Origin of the sequence: Melittangium boletus DSM 14713 (assembly GCF_002305855.1) — a bacterium.
Lineage (GTDB): Bacteria > Myxococcota > Myxococcia > Myxococcales > Myxococcaceae > Cystobacter > Cystobacter boletus.
Genome location: NZ_CP022163.1, coordinates 6,291,053 through 6,310,676 on the forward strand (window position 1 = coordinate 6,291,053; position 19,624 = coordinate 6,310,676).

At 70.0% G+C, this 19,624-nt stretch carries 15 protein-coding genes; 8 read left to right on the top strand and 7 right to left on the bottom strand.

Translation table 11 applies throughout. The annotated features are described in order from the left end of the window. The first annotated feature begins 47 nt into the window (after nt 1–47). Together MEBOL_RS26385 and MEBOL_RS26395 are read left to right on the top strand one after the other, a co-directional pair. Nucleotides 48–590 (top strand): GNAT family N-acetyltransferase, encoded by a 543-nt coding sequence (locus tag MEBOL_RS26385; RefSeq protein ID WP_095980045.1) that lies wholly within the window; start codon nt 48–50, stop codon nt 588–590. A gap of 743 nt (nt 591–1,333) precedes the next feature. After that, nucleotides 1,334–1,942 (top strand): head protein, encoded by a 609-nt coding sequence (locus MEBOL_RS26395; RefSeq protein WP_095980047.1) that lies wholly within the window; start codon nt 1,334–1,336, stop codon nt 1,940–1,942. Between the two features lie 11 nt (nt 1,943–1,953). Here the strand turns inward: MEBOL_RS26395 and MEBOL_RS26400 are convergent, their stop codons facing one another. From MEBOL_RS26400 to MEBOL_RS26410, 3 genes are all read right to left on the bottom strand, one after another. Then, entirely contained in the window at nt 1,954–3,849 is a 1,896-nt protein-coding gene (locus tag MEBOL_RS26400; protein WP_425437555.1) for an ATP-binding protein, read from the bottom strand. Nucleotides 3,850–4,003: 154 nt separating this feature from the next. Continuing rightward, complete coding sequence (locus MEBOL_RS26405; protein ID WP_095980049.1) at nt 4,004–4,996, bottom strand: S1 family peptidase; 993 nt, start codon at nt 4,994–4,996, stop codon at nt 4,004–4,006. Nucleotides 4,997–5,098: 102 nt separating this feature from the next. After that, the gene (locus MEBOL_RS26410) at nt 5,099–6,292 is read right to left on the bottom strand and encodes a cytochrome P450 (protein WP_095980050.1); all 1,194 of its coding nucleotides are present in this window, start codon (nt 6,290–6,292) and stop codon (nt 5,099–5,101) included. Between the two features lie 135 nt (nt 6,293–6,427). On the opposite strand from MEBOL_RS26410, the gene uvrA reads away from it, so the two are divergent. Both uvrA and MEBOL_RS26420 read left to right on the top strand, forming a co-directional pair. Then, entirely contained in the window at nt 6,428–11,725 is a 5,298-nt protein-coding gene (gene uvrA, locus MEBOL_RS26415; RefSeq protein ID WP_095980051.1) for an excinuclease ABC subunit UvrA, read from the top strand. A 179-nt stretch (nt 11,726–11,904) separates the two neighbouring features. Next, nucleotides 11,905–13,623, top strand: coding sequence for a hypothetical protein (locus MEBOL_RS26420; RefSeq protein ID WP_245918874.1), 1,719 nt, complete (start codon nt 11,905–11,907; stop codon nt 13,621–13,623). Between the two features lie 23 nt (nt 13,624–13,646). On the opposite strand, the gene MEBOL_RS26425 is transcribed toward MEBOL_RS26420, so the two are convergent. From MEBOL_RS26425 to MEBOL_RS26440, 4 genes are all read right to left on the bottom strand, one after another. Continuing rightward, nucleotides 13,647–14,282, bottom strand: coding sequence for an SGNH/GDSL hydrolase family protein (locus MEBOL_RS26425; protein WP_095980052.1), 636 nt, complete (start codon nt 14,280–14,282; stop codon nt 13,647–13,649). A 77-nt stretch (nt 14,283–14,359) separates the two neighbouring features. After that, on the bottom strand, nt 14,360–14,815 hold the full coding sequence (locus tag MEBOL_RS26430; protein ID WP_095980053.1) for a Spy/CpxP family protein refolding chaperone: 456 nt from the start codon (nt 14,813–14,815) through the stop codon (nt 14,360–14,362). Continuing rightward, nucleotides 14,812–15,357: an anti-sigma factor family protein gene (locus MEBOL_RS26435; protein WP_095980054.1), complete on the bottom strand. Its 546-nt coding sequence runs from the start codon at nt 15,355–15,357 to the stop codon at nt 14,812–14,814. The genes MEBOL_RS26430 and MEBOL_RS26435 overlap by 4 nt, the downstream gene beginning before the upstream one ends. After that, nucleotides 15,354–15,956, bottom strand: coding sequence for an RNA polymerase sigma factor (locus MEBOL_RS26440; protein WP_095983018.1), 603 nt, complete (start codon nt 15,954–15,956; stop codon nt 15,354–15,356). The genes MEBOL_RS26435 and MEBOL_RS26440 overlap by 4 nt, the downstream gene beginning before the upstream one ends. Before the next feature lie 204 nt (nt 15,957–16,160). Here MEBOL_RS26440 and MEBOL_RS26445 point away from each other — a divergent pair, with 204 nt between their 5' ends. The 4 genes from MEBOL_RS26445 (at nt 16,161) to MEBOL_RS26460 (ending at nt 19,622) form a co-directional block, all read left to right on the top strand. Beyond that, on the top strand, nt 16,161–16,592 hold the full coding sequence (locus MEBOL_RS26445) for a hypothetical protein (protein ID WP_095980055.1): 432 nt from the start codon (nt 16,161–16,163) through the stop codon (nt 16,590–16,592). A 73-nt stretch (nt 16,593–16,665) separates the two neighbouring features. Then, nucleotides 16,666–17,247, top strand: a complete 582-nt coding sequence (locus MEBOL_RS26450) for a TIGR02265 family protein (RefSeq protein WP_095983019.1) — start codon at nt 16,666–16,668, stop codon at nt 17,245–17,247. Nucleotides 17,248–17,289: 42 nt separating this feature from the next. After that, a complete protein-coding gene (locus MEBOL_RS26455) occupies nt 17,290–18,456 on the top strand; it encodes a YcaO-like family protein (RefSeq protein ID WP_095980056.1) in 1,167 nt (388 codons plus the stop codon). After that, nucleotides 18,453–19,622: a TfuA-like protein gene (locus MEBOL_RS26460; RefSeq protein ID WP_095980057.1), complete on the top strand. Its 1,170-nt coding sequence runs from the start codon at nt 18,453–18,455 to the stop codon at nt 19,620–19,622. Before MEBOL_RS26455 ends, MEBOL_RS26460 begins: the two co-directional genes overlap by 4 nt. Nucleotides 19,623–19,624: the final 2 nt, after the last annotated feature.

The window sequence follows — 19,624 nt, forward strand, 5'->3', positions numbered from 1 at the left end:
TGCTCGGACGGTAGGCTGTTCGGACGCACCTTCCTTGGAGACAGAACGTGATTGCCCCCGGACCGACGCTCGAGACCTCCCGGTTGCTCCTCCGCCCCACCTCATTGGAGGACCTGGATGGCTTCGCGGCCCTCATGGCGGATCCAATAACCGCGCGGTTCATTGGCGGCGTCACGCCGCGTGCGCTGGTGTGGCGGGGCATGTGCGCCATGGCGGGCTCGTGGGCGCTGCGGGGCTTCGCCATGTTCTCCGTGGTGGAGAAGACGACGGGCCGATGGGTCGGGCGCATTGGCCCCTGGGTGCCGGAGGGTTGGCCGGGCACCGAGGTGGGGTGGGGTCTGCTGCATGAGTTCTGGGGACGGGGCTACGCCATCGAGGCCGCGACCACGGCCATCGACTGGGCCTTCGACCACCTCGGCTGGACGGAGGTCATCCACTGCATCGCTCCGGACAACACGCCGTCGCAGCAGGTGGCGCGCCGACTGGGCTCGCGACTCCGTGGCCCCGGAAAGCTCCCGCCGCCGCATGAGAACGCCACCATCGAGATCTGGGGTCAAAGCCGCGAGGAGTGGCGCGCGCGGCGGAAGTGACGCAGGTGGGCTATCACCCCTGAAAACCTTCTAGAGGCAGTTCAACATTTTCCCTGTCTGGCGGGGTTGTTTCTTCGGTGTATCCTGACCATGTAGGCTGCTGCCATGGAGACGGGTACTGCTTCCCAGAAACTCATGGCAGCGGGCTTGAGCGCCTTGCTCGTCTCGTGTAGTGCCGCCCACTTTGCGCCACCCACTGCCGCGAGCGCGGCCATTCCTTTCAATTCCTTGCTCATCATCGAGGAAAGTCAGGACGGCCAACTCACCCACTCGTGGCAGCCCGCCGATAACTTCACTCTCTCTTCATATCGGCTCCAGACAGGCAATGGCGGCGAAGCAAGGCGCATCGTGCCCGCGGCGGCCCGCTCGAGAGACTGTGATGAAGAAAATCGAGAGTGCTACAGCGAGTGCATGGCTCGTCCACTTCCTCGCGGATATGGGAGCTTTACATCTCCGCGAAAGAGCGGTGGAAAATCAGAGTTTTGCCGAGGAGAGTGCCAGCGGGCCTATGACGACTGTGTGGAGTTGGAGAGACTGCGTCCCCGGGAGTTCACCGCAGTGGACGGCGCAATTGACTGGCTGAAGCGCCACCGGACGGCAGTCCTGATCGGGAGCATCATCGTGATAGCGGGGGTCGCTTTCGTCGTGGTTTCTGTCGGGGTGGGAGTTGTCATCCTCGCCCCCATGGTCCTGACCGCATCCACGGAAACCCCATCGGGAATTCCTGTCGCGGAGGGACCCCGATGAACACGCGTGATCTCATCACCAAGGCCCAGGATTTCCTCGCGGAGATCGGAGGCACCACTCCATCCCAGGAGCAGCGGGAACTGCTGGACGTCCTCTTCGACGCTCTTCTCTTCATCGAGTCCACCGGCCAGACGTACATCTTCGAGGATTACCGCAAGCACCTCGTGTCTGATGACCCTCCACGTGTGGTGGCGTCCTTCAACACGCAAGCGGAGGCGGATGCCTGGTTGAGGGAACTTCCGGAGCCGCCCTCTTCTGCTTACGTCCTGGTGGCGGACCAGTATCACCATCTCATTTACATCCGAGAGAAGAGTCACCGCCGTCTCTTTCCTCATCCCGTTCTTGAGCACTATCTCGGCGCGCGGATGCGCGAGGGGCTTCCTCTACCCGTGGCTTCTTTCGCGACAAGGCAAGAAGCGGATGCGTGGTTTCAGGGGCAGAGCGTTCCGCCCCGGCAGGCGGTCATCCAGATCTCGGGCGAGCCCCATCTCGCCGTGTATCACCCCAATATCAACCATCGCTCGATCTACCCCTTCTCCATGGCCGCCCACGTGGAGGCGCCTGATGGACAAGGTCAGAAGTCCGGCGGAGAGCCTTCCGAATAGGGCTTTGAGCCTCACCCCGCGGTGGCGAGCACTTCGCGGGTGACTTCCAGCAGGGCGCGCGCGTTGAAGGGCTTCTCCACCCGGCGGTTGGGCACCCGCTCCAGGAAGGACTTCGCCTGGGGCGTGAATGCTCCTCCCGTCAGGAAGATGACCCGGCCCGTCAACTCCGGACGCAACCGGTGCAGCGCCGCGTGGAAATCCATCCCGTTCATCCGCGGCATCATCAGGTCGCACAGGATGAGATCGAAGCGCTCGCCGGCTTCCAGCCGGGGCAGGACCTCGGCCGCCAGGGTGGTGAATTCCACGTCGTGATGGGGACTGAGGATGCGCTCCACCGCCGAGCAGAGCAGCGGCTCGTCGTCGATGACGAGCACCCGGCCCCGCGGACCTCCGGCGAAGTCCCGCAGCGGTGCTTCCACCATCTCGGGGGTGATCTCCGCCCGCGACGAGGGCAGCAACACCTGGAAGGTGGTGCCCCGTCCCAGGTCGCTCTGCACGTGCAATTCGCCCCCCATCGCGGTGATGAGGTTGTGGCAGATGGACAAGCCCAGGCCCGTCCCCGTGCCGGGCGCCTTGGTGGTGAAGAAGGGATCGAAGATGCGGCCCATCAGCTCCGGTGCGATGCCCGCCCCGGTGTCCGAGATCTCCACCGAGACCCGTTCGCCCTCCATCCGGCGCGTGCGGACGCGGATTTCATGCTGCTCGGCGTCTCCGTCCGAGGGCAGGGACTGCACGGCGTTCACCAGCAGGTTGAGGAACACCTGCCCCAGGCGCGAGTGGTTGCCGTGCACCGGCGGCACGTCCTCGCCGTAGGTCTTCACCAGCCGCGCGCGGTGGCGGATCTCCGCGGACGCCAGGTTGAGCGTGGAGTCGAGCACCTTGCTCACGTTCACCGCCTGCAGCTTCTCCTGCGTCTCGCGCGAGAACGTCTTGAGGTCTCCGACGATGTGTTGCACCCGGTCCGCGCCCTGCAGCGCCTCGCCGAGCGCGGCGCACACCGGCTGGAGCGTGCCGATTCCGCGCTCGAACTGGCGCGTCAGCTCCGCGTGGGCATAGCCGAGGTTGGCCGTCACGTAGGCCAGGGGGTTGTTGATTTCGTGCGCCACGCCCGCGGCCAGGGTGCCCACCGAGGCCATGCGGTCCGCCAGCTGCAGCCGCGCCTGCATCTGCTTGCGCTCGGTGACGTCCGGGAACAGGGACACGATGTGGGGCGTGCCCGCGTACTCGGCGATGCCCACGTAGACGAGCACGTCGCGCAGCTCTCCCGCCTTGGTGCGCATCCGGGCTTCCGCCCCGCGCACGATTCCCTCCTCGCGCATGCGCGCCGCCAGCCGCTCCTGCTCGATGGGGGACTCCCACAGGTTCAAGTCCCTCGCGGTGCGCCAGAGCATCTCCTCGCGCGAGTAGCCGAAGAGCCGCGTGAAGGCCTCGTTCACGTCGACGAAGGCATTGCCCTCGCGCGTGGTGATGCAGGTGGGCAGGGGGCTCTCGCGCAGCAGCACCGCGCACAGCCCGTCCAGCTCGAAGTCCTCCGGCAGGGGCTCGGGCCGCTCGGCGGAGCGGCGCTCGGCCAGCTTGAGCCTCAACGTCGCCGCGGGCTCGTCCAGGGGCAGCAGCAGGAAGTCGTCCGCGCCCGCGTCGAGCAGGGGCTGCAACAGCTCCACCTGCTCGGGCGTGGCCACCAGGACGATCGCCGTCTGCATGCCGCGGGGGCTGGCCCGGAGCGCGCGCACGAGCACGATGCGGTCTCCCTGCTCGTCCATTCCCATGAGCACCACGGGGAAGGGCGTCCGCGAGAAGGAGGAGACGGCCTCTTCCTCATCCCTCACCCGGGTGGGGACCATCCCGAGCTGGCGCATGAGCCGCTCCACGGATGTCAGATCGATGCTCCCGGATGGAACCAGCAAGGCCCGCATGTGTTCCTCTCGAAATGAGGCGCGTCCGGGGGGACACACCTCGTGCCTCGCGGCACCCCTTTCCTATCATGGGTGGAGGGGCTCCCGGTGCGGGGCCGGGACGTGGCGGTGCCTTCGCGTCTGACTCCCGTGTCAGCGGCTATTGCTATTGGAGGTAGTCGCGGGGCGCCGCCCGGGTCGCGAAGGCCGCCTGGGCGCGCAGCCAGCGGTCGATGACCTGGATCAACCCGTCGAAGGCGTCGCGCAGGGCCCAGGCACGGGCATCCATGTTCTCGAGCTGGGCGCATCGCTCCAGGCCTTGACGCAGGGCGTTCTGGACGCCGGGACAATCCGCCCGCTCCTGGACGAGGTGCGCGGCGGTGCGGGCATAGAGTTGGTAGCAGGCGGCCGGGTCTCCCCGGTTGTAGAGGGGCGCTCCGAGCTGGATGGCTTGCAGGAGCGCCAGGGCTACTTCCTCGAGGGTATTCGGGGAGCACCCCTCCAGCAGGGCGAGCGAGTGCACGGGCACCTGCCGCTGACGTGATGCGGCGGCACGCGTCTGCCCGAGGGTGGACAGGGGGCTCTGCCCCGGTTGCTCCAGCAGGGGAAGGACATAGCGCGAGGGGATGACGATGGTGACGGGCCGGCCATCCGCGAAGGCGCAGGTGGCCACTCCCACCCACGCCCCCGAGGCATCGAACACGGGGCTGCCCGAGGCGTCCTCCGGCAGGGCTCCGTCCAGCTCGAGGAAGGTGAGGGTTTCGTCGAGCACCTGCACCGCCAGTACGCGTGTCTCCATCAGCCGCAGTTGGCTGTCCGGGGTGGGGTGGAGGATGAAGACGGCGGCTCCCTCTCCGGGGGAGACCCCGGCGTCGGGCCGCAGTGCCTCGACGCCCTTCACGGGGAGCTGGAAGACGGCCAGGTCGCGCTTCTCGTCGAAGGCGATGACGTGCTCCACCGGCAGGAAGCGCCCGTCGGCGAGCAGGACGGAGAGTTCCTCGGCTCCGGCCACTACGTGGAGGTTGGTGACGAGCAGCCCGCTGGGGGAGACCACGAAACCGACGCCCTGGCGGTGAGGCATCTCCAGGAGCGCGAGCGCGGAGACGGCCTGGGAGACGGCCTCCCGGGCCGCGGTGAATCCGGTGTCGACGTCGGACATGGGGTGTCCTCCTTTCCACAGGATGGGCACGCCCCGGGACCTCAGCAGCCGAGGACCCTCGGGTGTTCCGATGCAGACCGGGCGGCCAGGCGGGCCTGTCCCTCAGTCCACGTGCGCCACGAGGGGCAGTCGCGTGGGGCCTCGGACGATGAGCGAGCTGTTCCACTGGATGGGCTGGGTCCCCGCGGACAGGCGGGTGAAGCGGGCGAGGAGTGCCTCCAGGGACAGCCGCGCCTCCAGCCGCGCCAGCTGCGAGCCCAGACAGAAGTGGATGCCATGTCCGAAGGGCAGGTTCTGGGGCGCAGTCCGGTGCGGATCGAAGCGGTCGGGATCCGCGCAGTATGCCTCGTCCCGGGTGGCCGAGCCCATCAGCAGCAGCATCCGCACGCCCCGGGGTAGCCTCACGCCACCCAGCTCCGTCTCCTCGCTCGTCAGCCGCATGACGCCTTGGGCCGGGGGCTCGTGGCGCAGCGCCTCCTCGATGAATCGCGGGACCAGCGCGGGCTGCTCCCGCAGGAGCGTCATCAACTCCGGTTGCAGGTGCAACCGCAGGGCGACGTGACTCATCAGGTGCAGGGTCGTCTCCAGGCCCCCGATGAGCAGCAGGAACATGAAGCCCAGCAACTCCGTGTCCGACAGGGACTCGCCGTCCATCCGCGCCTGGACCAGGTCACTCATCAGATCGTCTCCAGGATGACGCCGCCGCTCCGCCAGCACCCGCTCGAAGTGGCCCCGGGCCTCGTTCACCGTGGCGCGCATGGCCTCCTGCCGCGCGGTGTCGGCCGGGCCGATGCTGGTGAACTGGGCCAGGTGTTGTGCCCAGCGGACGAGGAGCGGATGCACCTCGGGAGCCAGCCCCAGGAGTTCGCCCAGCACGCCCATGGGCATGGGCACGGAGAAGGCCTCCACGAAGTCCACTTCCTGGCCCTCGGGCAGGTTCGCGGCGATGGTCGCGGCGATCTCCCGCACGCGCGGCTCGATGCGGGTGAGCACCGACGTGCCGAAGGCCCGGTTGATGAGCCCCCGCAGCCGGGTATGCCGCGGTGGATCCATGACCAGCGCCGAGTCCGCCAACGGGTAGTTGGAGATCCATGCCGGGCGGTAGGCCTGGCGGAAACCCTCGGAGGAGAAGAGCTGGGGGTGTTTGAGCACGTACATCACGTCCTCGTACCGGGACACGGCCCAGATTCCCCCTGGGTCCACCTGGCTCACGGGTGCGTGTTGGCGCAGTCGGGCGTAGAGGGGATAGGGGTTGGCGCGGACCTCGGGTGCCAGCAGGTTGATTCGCTCACTCATGGGGGCTCTCCGGGTGAAGCGGGGGGAGTCCATGGTAGCGGCTCCCGAGTGAGCGCAGGGCAGACGGTCGGGCGTGACCCCACGTCACGGATTCAGTTGGCGGGCCCGACGTGTGCCGTTAAACACCGCGGCTCCATGCACAAGACACACCTCGTGCGAGCGCGCACGCACAACCTCCAGTCCCTGTCGGTGGACCTCGCGGAAGGCGAGCTCGTGTGCCTCACCGGCGTCTCCGGCTCCGGCAAGTCCAGCCTGGCGCTCGACACCCTGTATGCCGAGGGACAGCGCCGCTTCGTCGAGAGCTTCAGCCCGTACGCCCGTCAGTTCCTCGAGCGGCTGGAGCGGCCCCCGATGGATGCCCTGGAGCCCGTGGCCGCCGGCGTGGCCGTGGATCGGCGCGCGCCGGTGAAGAGCTCGCGCTCCACCGTGGCCACCCTGGCCGATGTGGAGGCCTACCTGTCCGCGCTCTTCACGCGCGAGGCCATGCCGGTGTGCCCGGGTTGTGGCGTGGAGGCGGTGCGCACCGACGCGCGCGTGGCCGCCCAGGCCACCCTCGACGCCGAGCCCGAGGCGCCCACGGTGCTGACGTTCCCGGTGCGCATCGCGGACACCGCCGAGTACATCGACGTGCGGGCCCGGCTCCTCAAGGACGGCTTCCACCGGGTGATGGTGCGCGGCGAGGTGGCGGAGCTGGAGTCGCTCAAGCCGAGCGAGGCCACGGACTCCGCGGGTGTGGCGCACGTGGTGGTGGATCGGGTGAAGCTGGTGAAGTCGCAGCTGGGCCGGGTGACGGCGGCGCTGGAGACGGCGTGGGCCCAGGCGAATGGCGAGGCGGTGGCCTTCACCCCGGTGGGGCCCCGGCGCATCCGGCGGGGACTCGTGTGCCCGAAGTGCGCGCGCGAGTTCGAGCAGGCCCGGCCCGGTCTGTTCAGCTACCAGTCGCCCACGGGGGCCTGCCCCACGTGCCGGGGGTTCGGCCGCACCATCGGCATCGACTGGGACAAGGTCATCCCCAACCCGAACCTGAGCCTGGAGAAGGGCGCCATCCGCCCCTGGACGGGCAAGACGTCCGAGTGGGAGCGCAAGATGCTGCTCGCCTACGCGCGCCAGCACCGCATCCCCCTGGACGTGCCCTGGGGCAAGCTCACCGCCGCCCAGCGTGAAATGGTGCTGCAGGGCGAGGGGGACTACGACGGCGGGCGCGTCTACCCGGGTGTGCGGGCGTGGTTCCGCTGGATGGAGAGCCGCACGTACAAGATGCACGTGCGCGTGTTGTTGTCGCGCTACCGCGCCTATTCGCTGTGCGAGCGCTGCAAGGGCGCGCGCTTGAACGAGGCCGCCCTGGCCTGGCGCGTGGGCGGGCTGAACCTGGCCGACTGGCACGGGCTGGAGTTGTCGGACGCGCGTGCGCGCCTGGACTCCCTGCGCACTCAAACCGGCCAGGGCGAGCTGGTGAGGCGGGAGCTGGCGGGCCGATTGGGCTACCTGGAGCGGGTGGGCCTCGGCTACCTCACGTTGGATCGGCCGGCGCGCACGCTGTCCGGAGGGGAGGCGCAGCGCGTGTCGCTCACCGCGGCGCTGGGCACCTCGCTCACCGGGGCGCTCTTCGTGCTGGACGAGCCCACCGTGGGCCTGCACCCGGCCGACGTGGGGCCCCTCACCGGTGCCATGGCCGAGCTGGCCACCCGGGGCAACATCGCCCTGGTCATCGAACATGATCCGCTCGTCATCCGCTCCGCGCACCGGGTGTTGGAGTTGGGGCCGGGGGCGGGCAAGCACGGTGGGACGTTGTGTTTCGACGGCACGCCCCAGGCGCTGGCGAAGCACGCGGAGCTGCCCACGGGCCGCCTGTTGTCGGGCACCGAGGAGGTGAAGCACTCGCCCCGTGAGCGCACCGGGGAACTCGTGGTGCGCAACGCCCGGGCCCACAACCTCCAGGGCGTGTCCGTGCGCGTGCCGCTCGGCGTGCTGTGCGCCATCACCGGGCCCAGCGGTTCGGGCAAGAGCACGCTGATGGATGAGATCATCTACCGGCACCTCGCGAGGGTCCTGGGTGAGAAGGACGCCGAGGTGCCCGGCGAGGCCGACGGCGTGGACGGTCTGGAGGCGGTCGGGAGCGTCACCTTCGTGGACCAGTCCCCGCTGGGGCGCACCTCGCGCGGCAACGCGGCCACGTACACCAAGGCGTGGGACAGGCTGCGCGAGCGCTTCGCCTCCGAGCCCGAGGCCGAGGTGCGAGGTCTCACCGCGGCGCACTTCTCCTTCAACGTGGACAAGGGCCGCTGCGAGGCGTGCTCGGGCGAGGGCTACGAGACGGTGGAGATGCAGTTCCTCGCCGACGTGTCGCTCCTGTGCCCGGTGTGCCGGGGCCGCCGCTTCAAGGAAGAGGTGCTGGCCATCCGCCACCACGGTCTGTCCGTGGCGGATGTGCTGGAGGCCACCGTGGACGAGGTGCTCGCGCGCTTCGGCGACGACAAGGCGCTCGTGCGCGCGCTCGGGCCCGTGTCCCGGCTGGGCCTGGGCTACCTGACGCTCGGCCAGCCCCTGTCCACCCTGTCCGGTGGCGAGGCCCAGCGCCTCAAGCTCGCGCGGGCGCTGGCCAGCGAGGCCAAGGACTCGCTCTTCCTCATCGATGAGCCGAGCGCTGGCCTGCATGACGCGGACGTGCGCCGGGTGCTCGCCGCGCTGCACGAGTTGGTGGAGCAGGGCGCGAGCGTGCTCGTGGTGGACCATGACCTCGTCGTCATGCGCGGCGCGGACTGGATCATCGACCTGGGGCCGGGCGGTGGCCGCAACGGAGGACGTCTGGTCGCCGAGGGCACACCCGCGCAGCTCGCCCGGGGCCCGGGCCTCACCGCGGCGGCGCTGCGGGGAGAGCTGCCCACGGTGGTCGTGCCCCCCAAGAAGACGAAGGGGATGGGAGAGGCGCCTCCCGCCATCGAGGTGGAGCACGCCCGCGAGCACAACCTCCAGGATGTGTCGTGCCGGATTCCCCTGGGGAAGATGACGGTGGTGACGGGACCGAGCGGTTCGGGCAAGAGCTCGCTCGTGTTCGACGTGGTGTTCGCCGAGGGGCAACGCCGCTTCCTGGAAACGCTCACCCCCTACGCGCGGCAGTTCCTGCCGACCATGCCCCGGCCGGACGTGGAGCGCATCGGCAGCCTGCCCCCGTCCGTGGCGCTCGAGCAGCGCACCTCGCGCGCGGGCGGCACGAGCACCGTGGCCACCGTCACCGAGGTGGCTCACTACCTGCGCCTGTTGTTCGCCAAGCTCGGCCAGCCCCACTGCCCGAACGATGGCGAGCCCATCGCCTCCACCACCCCCGAGGCCATGTACGCCCAGCTCATCGCGATGAAGGGCGAGGGCACGCTGCTGGCCCCCGCGGTGCGCGCGCGCAAGGGCACCTACCTGGATGTCTTCACCGCCGCGGCCCGCGCGGGCATCGAGAAGGCCATCGCCGACGGCAAGGAAGTCTTCAACGATCGGCCGCCCCAGCTCGTGAAGTCGCGCGAGCACGACATCGACCTCGTCATGTACGAGGGCCGTCTGTCGAAGCTGCCGCGCGAGGTGTTCGACAAGGCGCTCACCTGGGGCAAGGGCGCCTTGAAGGCGCGCGTGGGCACGAAGGAGACGCTCCTGTCCAGCGAGCGCACCTGCCCCGTGTGTGGCTTCTCCGTGCCGGAGTTGGATCCGCGCTGGTTCTCCTTCAACACGAAGCAGGGCCGGTGCGAGGCGTGCGAGGGCACGGGCGTGCAGGGCGGCCCCGAGGCGCTGGCCGAGGGCCACACGGAGCGTTGCCGGACGTGCGAGGGTTCACGCCTGGAGCCGGTGCCGCGCGCCGTGCGGCTGGAGGGCTCGCGCTACCACGAGGTGGTGCAGCAGTCCGTCACGGCCACGCTGGCCCAGGTGCGGGAGTGGAAGTTCAAGGGAGACCGGGCGTTGCTCGGCGAGCCGTCACGCCAGGAGTTGTTGCGGCGCATGGAGTTCCTGGATCGGGTGGGTCTGGGCTACCTGTCGTTGGATCGCAACGCGGCCACGCTCTCGGGCGGGGAGATGCAGCGGTTGAGGCTGTCGGCGCAGCTGGGCGCGGGCCTCACCGGGGCCATGTATGTGCTGGACGAGCCCACCATCGGCCTGCACCCGCGTGACACCCACCGGCTGCTCACCAACCTGCGCGAGCTGGTGCACACCGGCTCCACCGTGTTGGTGGTGGAGCACGACACGGACACCATCCGCGCGGCGGATCACCTCATCGAGCTGGGGCCCACGGGAGGCCGGGGCGGTGGACGCATCCTCGCGGAGGGGCCTCCCGAGCAGGTCCTCCAGAACCCGGAGGCGCCCACGGCCCGGGCCCTGCGCGAGCCCGCCGTACTCCCGGCCGAGCCCCGGGGCGCGCCGACGAAGTGGATCGAGTTGAAGGGCGCCACCACCCACAACCTCAAGAACGTGGACCTGCGCATCCCCGTGGGCCGGCTCACCGTGGTGTCGGGCGTGTCGGGCTCGGGAAAGAGCACGCTCGTGCGGCAGGTGCTCTACCCGGCCCTGCGCGAGGAGTTGGGACTCGTGACGGCACGTCCGGGTGCCTACAAGTCCCTCTCGGGGGTGGACGCCATCCGCCGCGTGCTGTCGGTGGACCAGTCGCCCATCGGACGGACGCCGCGCTCGGTGCCCGCCACCTTCCTGGGTGTATGGGACGAGCTGCGGCGGGCGTTCGCCGCCACGCCGGAGTCGAAGGTGCGTGGCTTTGGCCCCACGCGCTTCTCCTTCAACTCGACGTCGGGCGGCCGGTGCACCGCGTGCGAGGGCCAGGGCGCCATCTCCCATGAGATGTCCTTCCTGCCGGACGTGGTCACCCCGTGCGAGGCCTGTGGTGGGGCGCGCTTCGACGCGGCCACGCTGGAGGTGCGCTACCACGGGTTGACCATTGGTGACGCGCTGCGTCTGTCCGCGGACGAGGCCAAGGACGTCTTCCACGCGTTGCCCAAGGTGGCCGCTCCGCTCTCGTGCCTGTCGGACTTGGGCGTGGGCTATTTGCAATTGGGCCAGGGCTCCAACACCCTGTCCGGAGGGGAGGCGCAGCGGCTCAAGCTGGCCGCGGAGCTGACGGCGTCCGCGCGCCACGAGCCCACCCTGTATGTGTTGGACGAGCCCACCACGGGTCTGCACCTGGGCGACGTGTCCAAGCTCATCGCCTTCCTGCGCCGGTTGGTGGACCGGGGAGACACGCTGGTGGTTATTGAACACCACCCGAGCGTCATCGCCTCGGCGGACCATGTGGTGGAGCTGGGCCCCGAGGGCGGCGAGGCCGGAGGCCTGGTGGTGGCCGAGGGGACACCTCGCGAGGTGTCGCGGCTCAAGACGGCCACGGGCCGGGTGCTCCGGTCCTTGTTCTCCGACGAGGCCCCCGCGCGAAAGGTGGCGCGGAGCCGATGAGGGCTCGGATTGGAAGAAACCTGCCCTGAATAGCCAGGATCTCCCGCCTCCATGAGGGGCGCTTTTTTCGCGTGGGGCCGTGCCTAGCTTCTCCTCCATTACAACTGGAGGGGGACGTGGGGATGATATTGGGTTCAATCGCGGTCGTCTCGGCGCTGCTCGCGAGCACAACGCCAGTCATGCCCGTCAGGGTTGGCAATGCACTCACCTTGCCCGCGCAGCGGCACGCGGTGCGGATCGACACCGGCGAGGGTCACGCGCCGACCTGGTTGCTCGCGATTCAACAGGAGGGGGAGGAGGGCCGGGGGCTGTCCTTCTACCGCTCGGATGACGAGGGCCGCACGTTCCGCTTCTCCGCCGCCATCCAACCCGACGCGAGCCACGCGGACCGAGCGGATCTGATCGCCGTGGGGCGGGACGTGGCGCTCGTCTATTCATGGGAGTCTCCGAGTCTCAAGGCCTCGTCCCGGCACGACGTGTACTTCCAGTGGTGGCGCTATCGGCCGGGAAGTCATGACTGGGCACCGGAGCGGGCCGTGCGCATCTTCAACGCCGATGATTCCACGGCCTATACCCGGGCCTTGCTCGCGCGCGACTCGCTGGGGAGGTTGTGGGTGCAGGCCTTCCGTCTGACTTCGGAGGGGGGCTCCGCGGCGGTGCTGTCCGTCTCCACGGATGGTGGCGCGAGCTTCCAACGTCAGCCAGACCTGGGGCGGGTGAAGCGCCGCGGTGGCGGGCGGCTGTTGAGTGTGGGCTCGAAACTCGTCTTCCTCTACGCCATGCATGATGGCTTCGAGCCCACGCGCATGCGCATCCGCGAGGACAGTGCTCCACTGGAGGAGTGGAGTCCCGTGAGGGACGCCTTTTCCGATGGCATCTACCATGGGGCGGCGCTGAGCGCGGTCGCGGATGGTCAGGGGGGCATGCACCTCGTCTACAAAGATGAGATGGAGCGCCTGTATTACCGGCACTTCGACGGCTCGAGCTTCGGTTCGCGCACGCTCCTGGAGTCGTCGCGGGACTGGGCGATGCAACCGGCCATCACCCGGGTGGGAGACGTGTTGTATGTCTTCTACAACGTCATGCGGGAGCCCCATGACTCCTACGCCATCCATGTCCGGACCCTGAAGAATGGCCAGTTCAGCGAGCCGGTGGTGCTGGACACGAAGGAAACCTACAAGGGCTATCCCAATGCACTCGAGACCCTGCCCGGGGACGTGTCCGAGGTGCTCTGTTTCTTTGGCGAGGCGCCCGACGACAACTCGCGGGGGCACATGGTGCGGGTGAAGCTGGACACGCCAGGAGGGGGCTCGGATGAGGACGAGGATGAGGATCCGCCCCCGCCGCCGGGTCAGACGCTCTTCACGGACAGCTTCTCGCGCGACTCATCGAGCGGCCTCGGCCCCGACTGGTCCTTGCGCGGGCTGTGGTTGGCCCATGGCAAGTACGCGGTGAGCGACCTGGACAATCCCGATGGAGACAACCAGGCCCTGGCCTCGCCCTCGCGCTGCCGGGATTGTCAGGCCGAGGCCTGGCTGCAGGCCTTCGCCGTGGACGAGGCGGGCGTGATGCTGCGAGCCCAGGAGGACGCGTCCTACGCGCTCGTATTCCTGCCCTCGGGGCGCATTCAAATCCGCCGCTACCATGAGGGGGGGCACACGGTGCTTGGCGAGGCTTCCAGCGGGCGGCCCTCCGCGTGGGAGGGCGCGACGTTCACCCTGGCGGCGTGGGGCACGTCGCCGGTGCGACTGGCCGCCTCGGTCAACGGGCAGGTGCGTCTGCGGGTGACGGACGCGAGCCCGGCGGCGATCCAGACACCCGGGCGCGCGGGCTTGTTCACCCCCATCGCCGGTGTCTGGTTCGACGACTTCCTGGTGCGCGAGCTGAACGTGCCTTGAGGAAAGGGGAGGGCTCGGGAGGCTCAGCCCGTGGCCCGCTCGTGCTCCGGGTGGGGCTCACAGGCGCGCAGCAGCACGGGCCAGAAGTGCTCCGCCATGCGCTGATAGCCCGCGTCCGAGGGGTGGAAGCCATCGGCGGAGAAGAAGTCGCCCGTGGGCAGCTCGACGCGGCTGGGCGTGTGCAGGTCCACGGGGTGCAGCCCATGGCGGGAGATGACGCGCTCCAGCGCCTGGTTGAAGGCGCCGATGCGCTCCACGATGAGGGGCAGGGGGAGGAAGTTCGCCGCCAGCCGGGCCACGGGCGCCAGGGACATGTCGGGCAGGTTGGACACCACCACCCGGGCGCCAGTGGCCACGAGTCCGTGCGCGAGCTGGTCCATGTGGGACTCGAACTGTCCGGGCGTCACGCCGCGCCACAAGTCATTGATGCCCACCCCGAGCGTCACGACATGGGGTGAGGCGCGCTGGGCACGCGCGAGCTGTCCGGACAGCACGGTGGCGCTGGTGGCGCCGCTCACGGCCAGATTGAGCAGGCCCACGCCGTCACGGGTGCGGCGCAGCCGCTGGAAGAGGTGTTCCACGTAACCCCCCTGGCGGCCACCCACGCCCACACCCGAGGAGTCACCCAGGGCCACATATCGCAAGGAAAGTGCGCTCATGAGCGACCTTCCATAGCGGCCCGGCGTCACCGCCGCAGCGGCGAGTGTTTCCCCGCTCGCTCGCTGGGCGGGCGACCTCAGTCTCCACGGCCGCTCTTCTTCCACTTCACCTTGCTCTCGTGGCGGGCCAGGAAGATGGCGAGCTGGGCCCGCTTCTGGGGCGTCAGGTCCTTGGCGAGCGCCTGGTGCAGCTCGCGGTCCAGCGTCGTGAGCTGGGCCCGTGCGTCGAACACGCTCTGGACCGCCTGATCCACCTGGGACTGCGTGGCGGGGTCTCCCTGGGCGGCACGCCGCAAGAGCTGCGCGGAGGCGCGGACCTGACGCAGCAGGGGGGCGCGGCGCTCGTCGAACTGGCGCATCGTGTCCGCCATCCGCAGGGCCTGGGCCTCGTTCAATTCGAGCTCGTCCGCGAGCGACAACACCCGCTTCATCCGCGCCTGCTTCTCCGTGCGCTCCGCGCCCTCTCCGTCCGAGGCCATCGACGCCACGGGCAGCAGCGTCAGGGCGAGGACCAGCCAGTGACAGGATTTCATAGCGATTCTCCAAAGGGGGAAGAGTAGAGGAAGTCATCGGGCTCGACGTCCCAGGCGCCGGCCTCGTCCTCGAGGTCGTCCAGGCCGGAGTCGTCCTCGTCGAGCGCGTCGGACAACGGGTCCGCCATCGCCCACTGTTCCAGGGAGAAGGTGTCGTCCTCGGCCATGGCGGAGGAGGGCTCTCCCGGGGTGGAAGCGGGCACGGACGTCGTGTCGCGCCGCGCCACCGGCCCGAGGACGAGCAGGACCGCGGCGGCCACCGCCAGCAGTCCCCCCGTGGTGCGCATGCGCGCGGCCTGGCGGACCTGGTTCCGGCGCCAGACGCTCACCGTGGTGCGAGGCAGTGCCTCCAGGACGGCCTGCTCCCGGGCGGAGGGGGGAGGCAGCGCGGCCAGCCCGAGCACTTCCCGCTGGGCATCCACCTCGCGGCGGCAGGACGCGCAGGTCTCCAGGTGCGTCCGCACGCGCGCCTCGTCCGAGGGCTCGAGGGCGTCCGCGGCGAAAAGGGTCAGCACTTCTTCGGACTCATGGCTCGCCATCATCGGCGCTCCTCCTCGGGCGTTTCGGCCACCTGCGCCCGGAGGCGCTTCACGGCGTGATGGAAGTTCACCTTCGCGTTGGTCTCGGTGATGCCGAGGGACTCGGCGATGTCCTTGAAGGCGAGTCCCGCGTCCACCCGGAGTGTCAGCACCTCGCGCTGACGGCGGGGCAGGGTGAGCACCGCGGCACGCACCCGCTGTTCCCGCTCCGAGCGCTCCAGGGCCTCTTGCGCGGATTCGTCGGGGGTTTCGGTCTCTGGCGCCTCCACCGCCCGGAGCCAGCGCCGGCCCTGGCGGGCGTGGTTCTTGGCCAGGTTGAGCGCGATGCGGATGAGCCACGCCCGGAAGGGCATGGGGCCCGAAAGGCTCCATCGGGAGAAGACCCGGCGCGAGGCCTCCAGGGCGCGCAGGAAGGCCTGCTGGGCGAGATCCGCCGCGTCCTCGGGCGCGGAGGCGTAGCGCCGCACGAGCGACAGGACCAGCACCCGGTGCCGGGCCACCAACGTGCCGAAGGCCGCCTCGTCGCCCGCCAGGAAGGCGCGGCACAGGGCCTCGTCATCGGGCTCGGGACCGGCCTCCGCCAGTCGCAGGGTGTTCTCCATGGCCTTCACTCCTCCTCCAACCCCTGGGTGAAAGGGAAGTTAAAAACCCATTTTCCCCAGGGTGATTCCTTCCTTCGGAGGTCGTCCCGGTCACCCTACTTGAAAGGTGATGAAAGCGGGCGTATTCTCCAGGACGTTCGTTGCCCGTCGTGGGCGGGCAGGCGAGCACCCGGGACAGTCCCGGGAGGGCGAGGAGGAACACCGATGGCGGAAGTGATGAGCGAGGACATGGGCATCCGGATCCTGCGGGCGGTGGAGGCCTTGGGGACGCGGATGGACAGGCTGGAAGCGCGGATGGACCGGATGGAGGCGCGCATGGACCAGATGGAAGCGCGCATGAACCGGATGGAGGCGCGCATGGACCAGATGGAAGCGCGCATGAACCGGATGGAGGCGCGCATGGATAAGCAGGAAAAGTGGATGGAGCGGCTGGGCGGCGAGTTCATCGGCTTCCGGGACGACGTACGCGGTGACCTCCGGCAGTGGCGAGGTGAAGTGCGCGACGAACTCGTGCGTGTGAATGCCCGGATCAACGTGACCGCCGAGACGGTGGTGTTGATGGCCTCGGTGGTTCGTGGGCCAAAGGCTTTCAGCGACGACCTGGAGAACCATCTGCGCGAAATCAGCGCGCAGTGAGGTGGGCTCCTTCCGGTTGCCGCTCCCTCGGTTCGGCTGTCACAATGACGGCGCTTACCGGGGGATGCACACCATGGCAACGGATGGTGGGGCCGCGCGCATCAAGGGAAGTGTCCTGATCGCCCGCCTCAACCTGCTGACCAGGCAGGGCAGAACAGGATGCCTTCAAGAGGTCCTCCAACGATTGTCTCCCGAGGACCGCAAGGTTCTTGGGGGCGTCATCATGCCCATCGGGTGGTACCCCCTGGAATTGAACCTCCGGCTGGACGCGGCCATCGCCGACGCGCTCTCTCCCCGGGATCGGAACAAGGCCTTCATCGAGATGGGCCGCGCCTCCGCGGAGGAGAACCTCAAGGGTCCCCATCACGTCTTCATCCGTCAGGGGGATCCCCACTTCCTGCTCAGCCATGCGCCGGAGATCTACCGGCTGTACTACGCGGTGGGTTCTCGCTCGTACGAGAAGACGGGCGAGCGCCGTGCGGTCCTGCGCACCGTGGGCGCCGAGCGCGTCACCGAGGCGGATTGTCTCACCATCATCGGGTGGTACCAGCGCGCCATCGAGCTGAGCGGGGGCCGCGACGTGCGCATCGAGCACACGAAATGCCGCGCCCGGGGCCACGGCAGCTGCGAGTACGCTTGCACCTGGGAGGCCTGACTCGGCATCCTGCGCCGCCGTCTCTCCGCCCCCGAGTCCCCCGTGTCCCTGCCCCCCGCGCCTCCCCTGACGCCTGACTTCCTCGCGCGGCTCGCCCCGGCGCTCGGCGTCACCCGGGTGGCGCGCGTGACGGGGCTGGATCGGGCGGGCGTGGAGGTGGCCGTCGCGGTGCGGCCGGGGGGTTATGTGCTCCAGGTCTGCAATGGCAAGGGCCTGGATTTCCCAGCGGCCTCGGCGGGCGCCCTCCTGGAGACGGCGGAGCTGTGGGCGGCGGAGACCGTGCCCGCGGAGGCTCTACTCTGGGGCTCGCTGGAGGGGTGGCTGTCGCGGGGGCGTGCCGCCTGGGGGGCCGAGGCCCTGGGCACGCGAGGCGGGGTGGCCTTCCCGCGTCTCTGGAGCTCCCGGGTGCGTTGCGCCTGGCGCGAGGCCACCGAGCTGCACTCCGGCCAGCCCGTGCTCGTTCCGGCCCAGGGCGTGTACTGCCCGCCCACGGGAGCGCCCGCGCTCGGTCCGGTGTGTGTGCAGTGGACGAGCAATGGCTCGGGTGCGCACCCCGAGCGGCCCCGGGCGCTGCTGCACGCGTTGCTGGAGGCGACCGAGCGGGATCAACTCGCGCGCCTGTTGCCGGAGGGGTGGACGGAGGATGTGCTTCGCTCCCGGTTGCTGCGCCCCGAGGGGCTGGAGAAGGGCGCGCCGCGCACGGCCGCGCTCGCGCGGACGCTCGGGCCCCGGGGCTTCGACGTGCACCTCTTCGATCTCTCCCCCGGCGCGAAGACATCCGGCGCGGTGGGCCTTCCGGTGGGCGGGGCGCTGCTGGTGGATCGCGACCAGGGGCCGGTTCCCCTGGCGGCGGGTTACGCGTGCGCGTTGACGCGGGATCAGGCCCTGCTCGGCGCGCTGCTGGAGGCGGCCCAGTCCCGCCTCACCGACATCCACGGCGCGCGCGAGGACGTGGAGCCGGGGGACGTGGAGGCCTCCCTGGCCCTGGCCGCCGCGTGCGCGGAGATGCGTCCGCGCCGGGACGTGGCCTCCATGCCCGAGCCTCCCGTGTCCCTGTCCTCGCCCGAGGACGCCGTGCGCGAGGTGCTGCGCCGGCTGGCGGAGGCGGGCTTCCCGCGCGCCGCCGCCGTGGACCTGGAGGCTCCTCTCCCCGGACTGCACGTGGTGCGCGTGGTGGTGCCGGGCCTGCGTGTGTCGGAGTTGCTGTGAAGCGGCGTCCCACCCCCTCTCGTCCCGACGATCTCATCGTCTTCCTCGGCCCCTCGCTGCCGGAGGAGGAGGCGCTGGCGCTCGTGCCCTGCCGCGTGTTGCCTCCCGCGCGCCAGGGGGACTTGTGGCGGGCGCTCACGTTGCGGCCTCGCGCCATCGCGCTGGTGGACGGCGTCTTCGAGGCGCAGCCCTCCGTGTGGCACCACGAGGTGCTGGCCGCGCTCGAGGCCGGGGTGGCGGTGTTCGGCGGCGGCAGCATGGGCGCCCTGCGCGCGGCGGAGCTGTCCGGGCAGGGCATGGTGGGCGTGGGGGCCATCTTCGAGGCCTATCGCCGGGGCGAACTGGTGGACGACTCCGAGGTGGCGCTGCTGCACGCCGACGCCGAGCATGGCTTCCGGGCGCTCTCGGTCCCGCTCGTCAACGTGCGGCACGCGGCCCGGCGGGCCCGGGAGGAGCGGGTGCTCTCTCCCTCCGAGTCCCAGGCGCTGGTGGACGCGGCGGTGGGCCTCTTCTACCAGGACCGCACCTGGCCCCGGCTCCTCAAGGCGGTGGGCGCGGCGTGGGCTCCGGACACCCGGGCGAAGTGGGACACCTGGGCCGCTCCGGACCTCGTGGACCTCAAGCGCGAGGATGCCCGGGCCTGCCTCCAGGCCGCCGCGGCGTTCCTCGCCTCCGGGGCCCGTCCTCCGCCGCGCGCGGACCTTCTCCGGGCTCCGCCCTCGTCGTACGTCCGCCGCCGCCGGCTCGTGGAGGGGCTGTCCGGGACGGAGGACGCGCTCACGTCCTCGGAGGACGTGCTGGAGGAGCTGCGCGGCGCGCCGGACGCGGTGGCGCTGGCCGAGGCGGGCCTTCGCCGGGCACTGCTCGCGGGGTGGGCGCGCTCCCTGGGACTCGAGCCCACGCCGGAGGAGGTGGCCCGGGCCGAGACGGATGCCTGGACTCGCCTGGGCGTGCCCTCGGGGGAGCGCGAGGCCTGGCTGGCGGCGATGGGCCTGGACCCACGCGAATTCCGGCGGCTGTGCGAGGAGCGGGCCCTGGAACGGCTCACGCTCGAACACGCGCAGCGGTTGTTGCCGGACGGCCCCTCGTGGGATGAGGCGCTGGCCTCCGAGGCGCGGCTCCAGGGCCGGTGGGGACGCAAGGCTCCGGCGCGGCGCAAGCGGTGAGC

What these genes read in the sequence shown, in the direction of transcription:
- MEBOL_RS26435 (WP_095980054.1), bottom strand. Translation starts at nt 15,357, where the DNA reads ATGATGGCGAGCCATGAGTCCGAAGAAGTGCTGACCCTTTTCGCCGCG.
- MEBOL_RS26425 (WP_095980052.1), bottom strand. Translation starts at nt 14,282, where the DNA reads ATGAGCGCACTTTCCTTGCGATATGTGGCCCTGGGTGACTCCTCGGGT.
- MEBOL_RS26440 (WP_095983018.1), bottom strand. Translation starts at nt 15,956, where the DNA reads ATGGAGAACACCCTGCGACTGGCGGAGGCCGGTCCCGAGCCCGATGAC.
- MEBOL_RS26395 (WP_095980047.1), top strand. Translation starts at nt 1,334, where the DNA reads ATGAACACGCGTGATCTCATCACCAAGGCCCAGGATTTCCTCGCGGAG.
- MEBOL_RS26410 (WP_095980050.1), bottom strand. Translation starts at nt 6,292, where the DNA reads ATGAGTGAGCGAATCAACCTGCTGGCACCCGAGGTCCGCGCCAACCCC.
- uvrA (WP_095980051.1), top strand. Translation starts at nt 6,428, where the DNA reads ATGCACAAGACACACCTCGTGCGAGCGCGCACGCACAACCTCCAGTCC.
- MEBOL_RS26445 (WP_095980055.1), top strand. Translation starts at nt 16,161, where the DNA reads ATGGCGGAAGTGATGAGCGAGGACATGGGCATCCGGATCCTGCGGGCG.
- MEBOL_RS26430 (WP_095980053.1), bottom strand. Translation starts at nt 14,815, where the DNA reads ATGAAATCCTGTCACTGGCTGGTCCTCGCCCTGACGCTGCTGCCCGTG.
- MEBOL_RS26405 (WP_095980049.1), bottom strand. Translation starts at nt 4,996, where the DNA reads ATGTCCGACGTCGACACCGGATTCACCGCGGCCCGGGAGGCCGTCTCC.
- MEBOL_RS26450 (WP_095983019.1), top strand. Translation starts at nt 16,666, where the DNA reads ATGGCAACGGATGGTGGGGCCGCGCGCATCAAGGGAAGTGTCCTGATC.
- MEBOL_RS26420 (WP_245918874.1), top strand. Translation starts at nt 11,905, where the DNA reads ATGCCCGTCAGGGTTGGCAATGCACTCACCTTGCCCGCGCAGCGGCAC.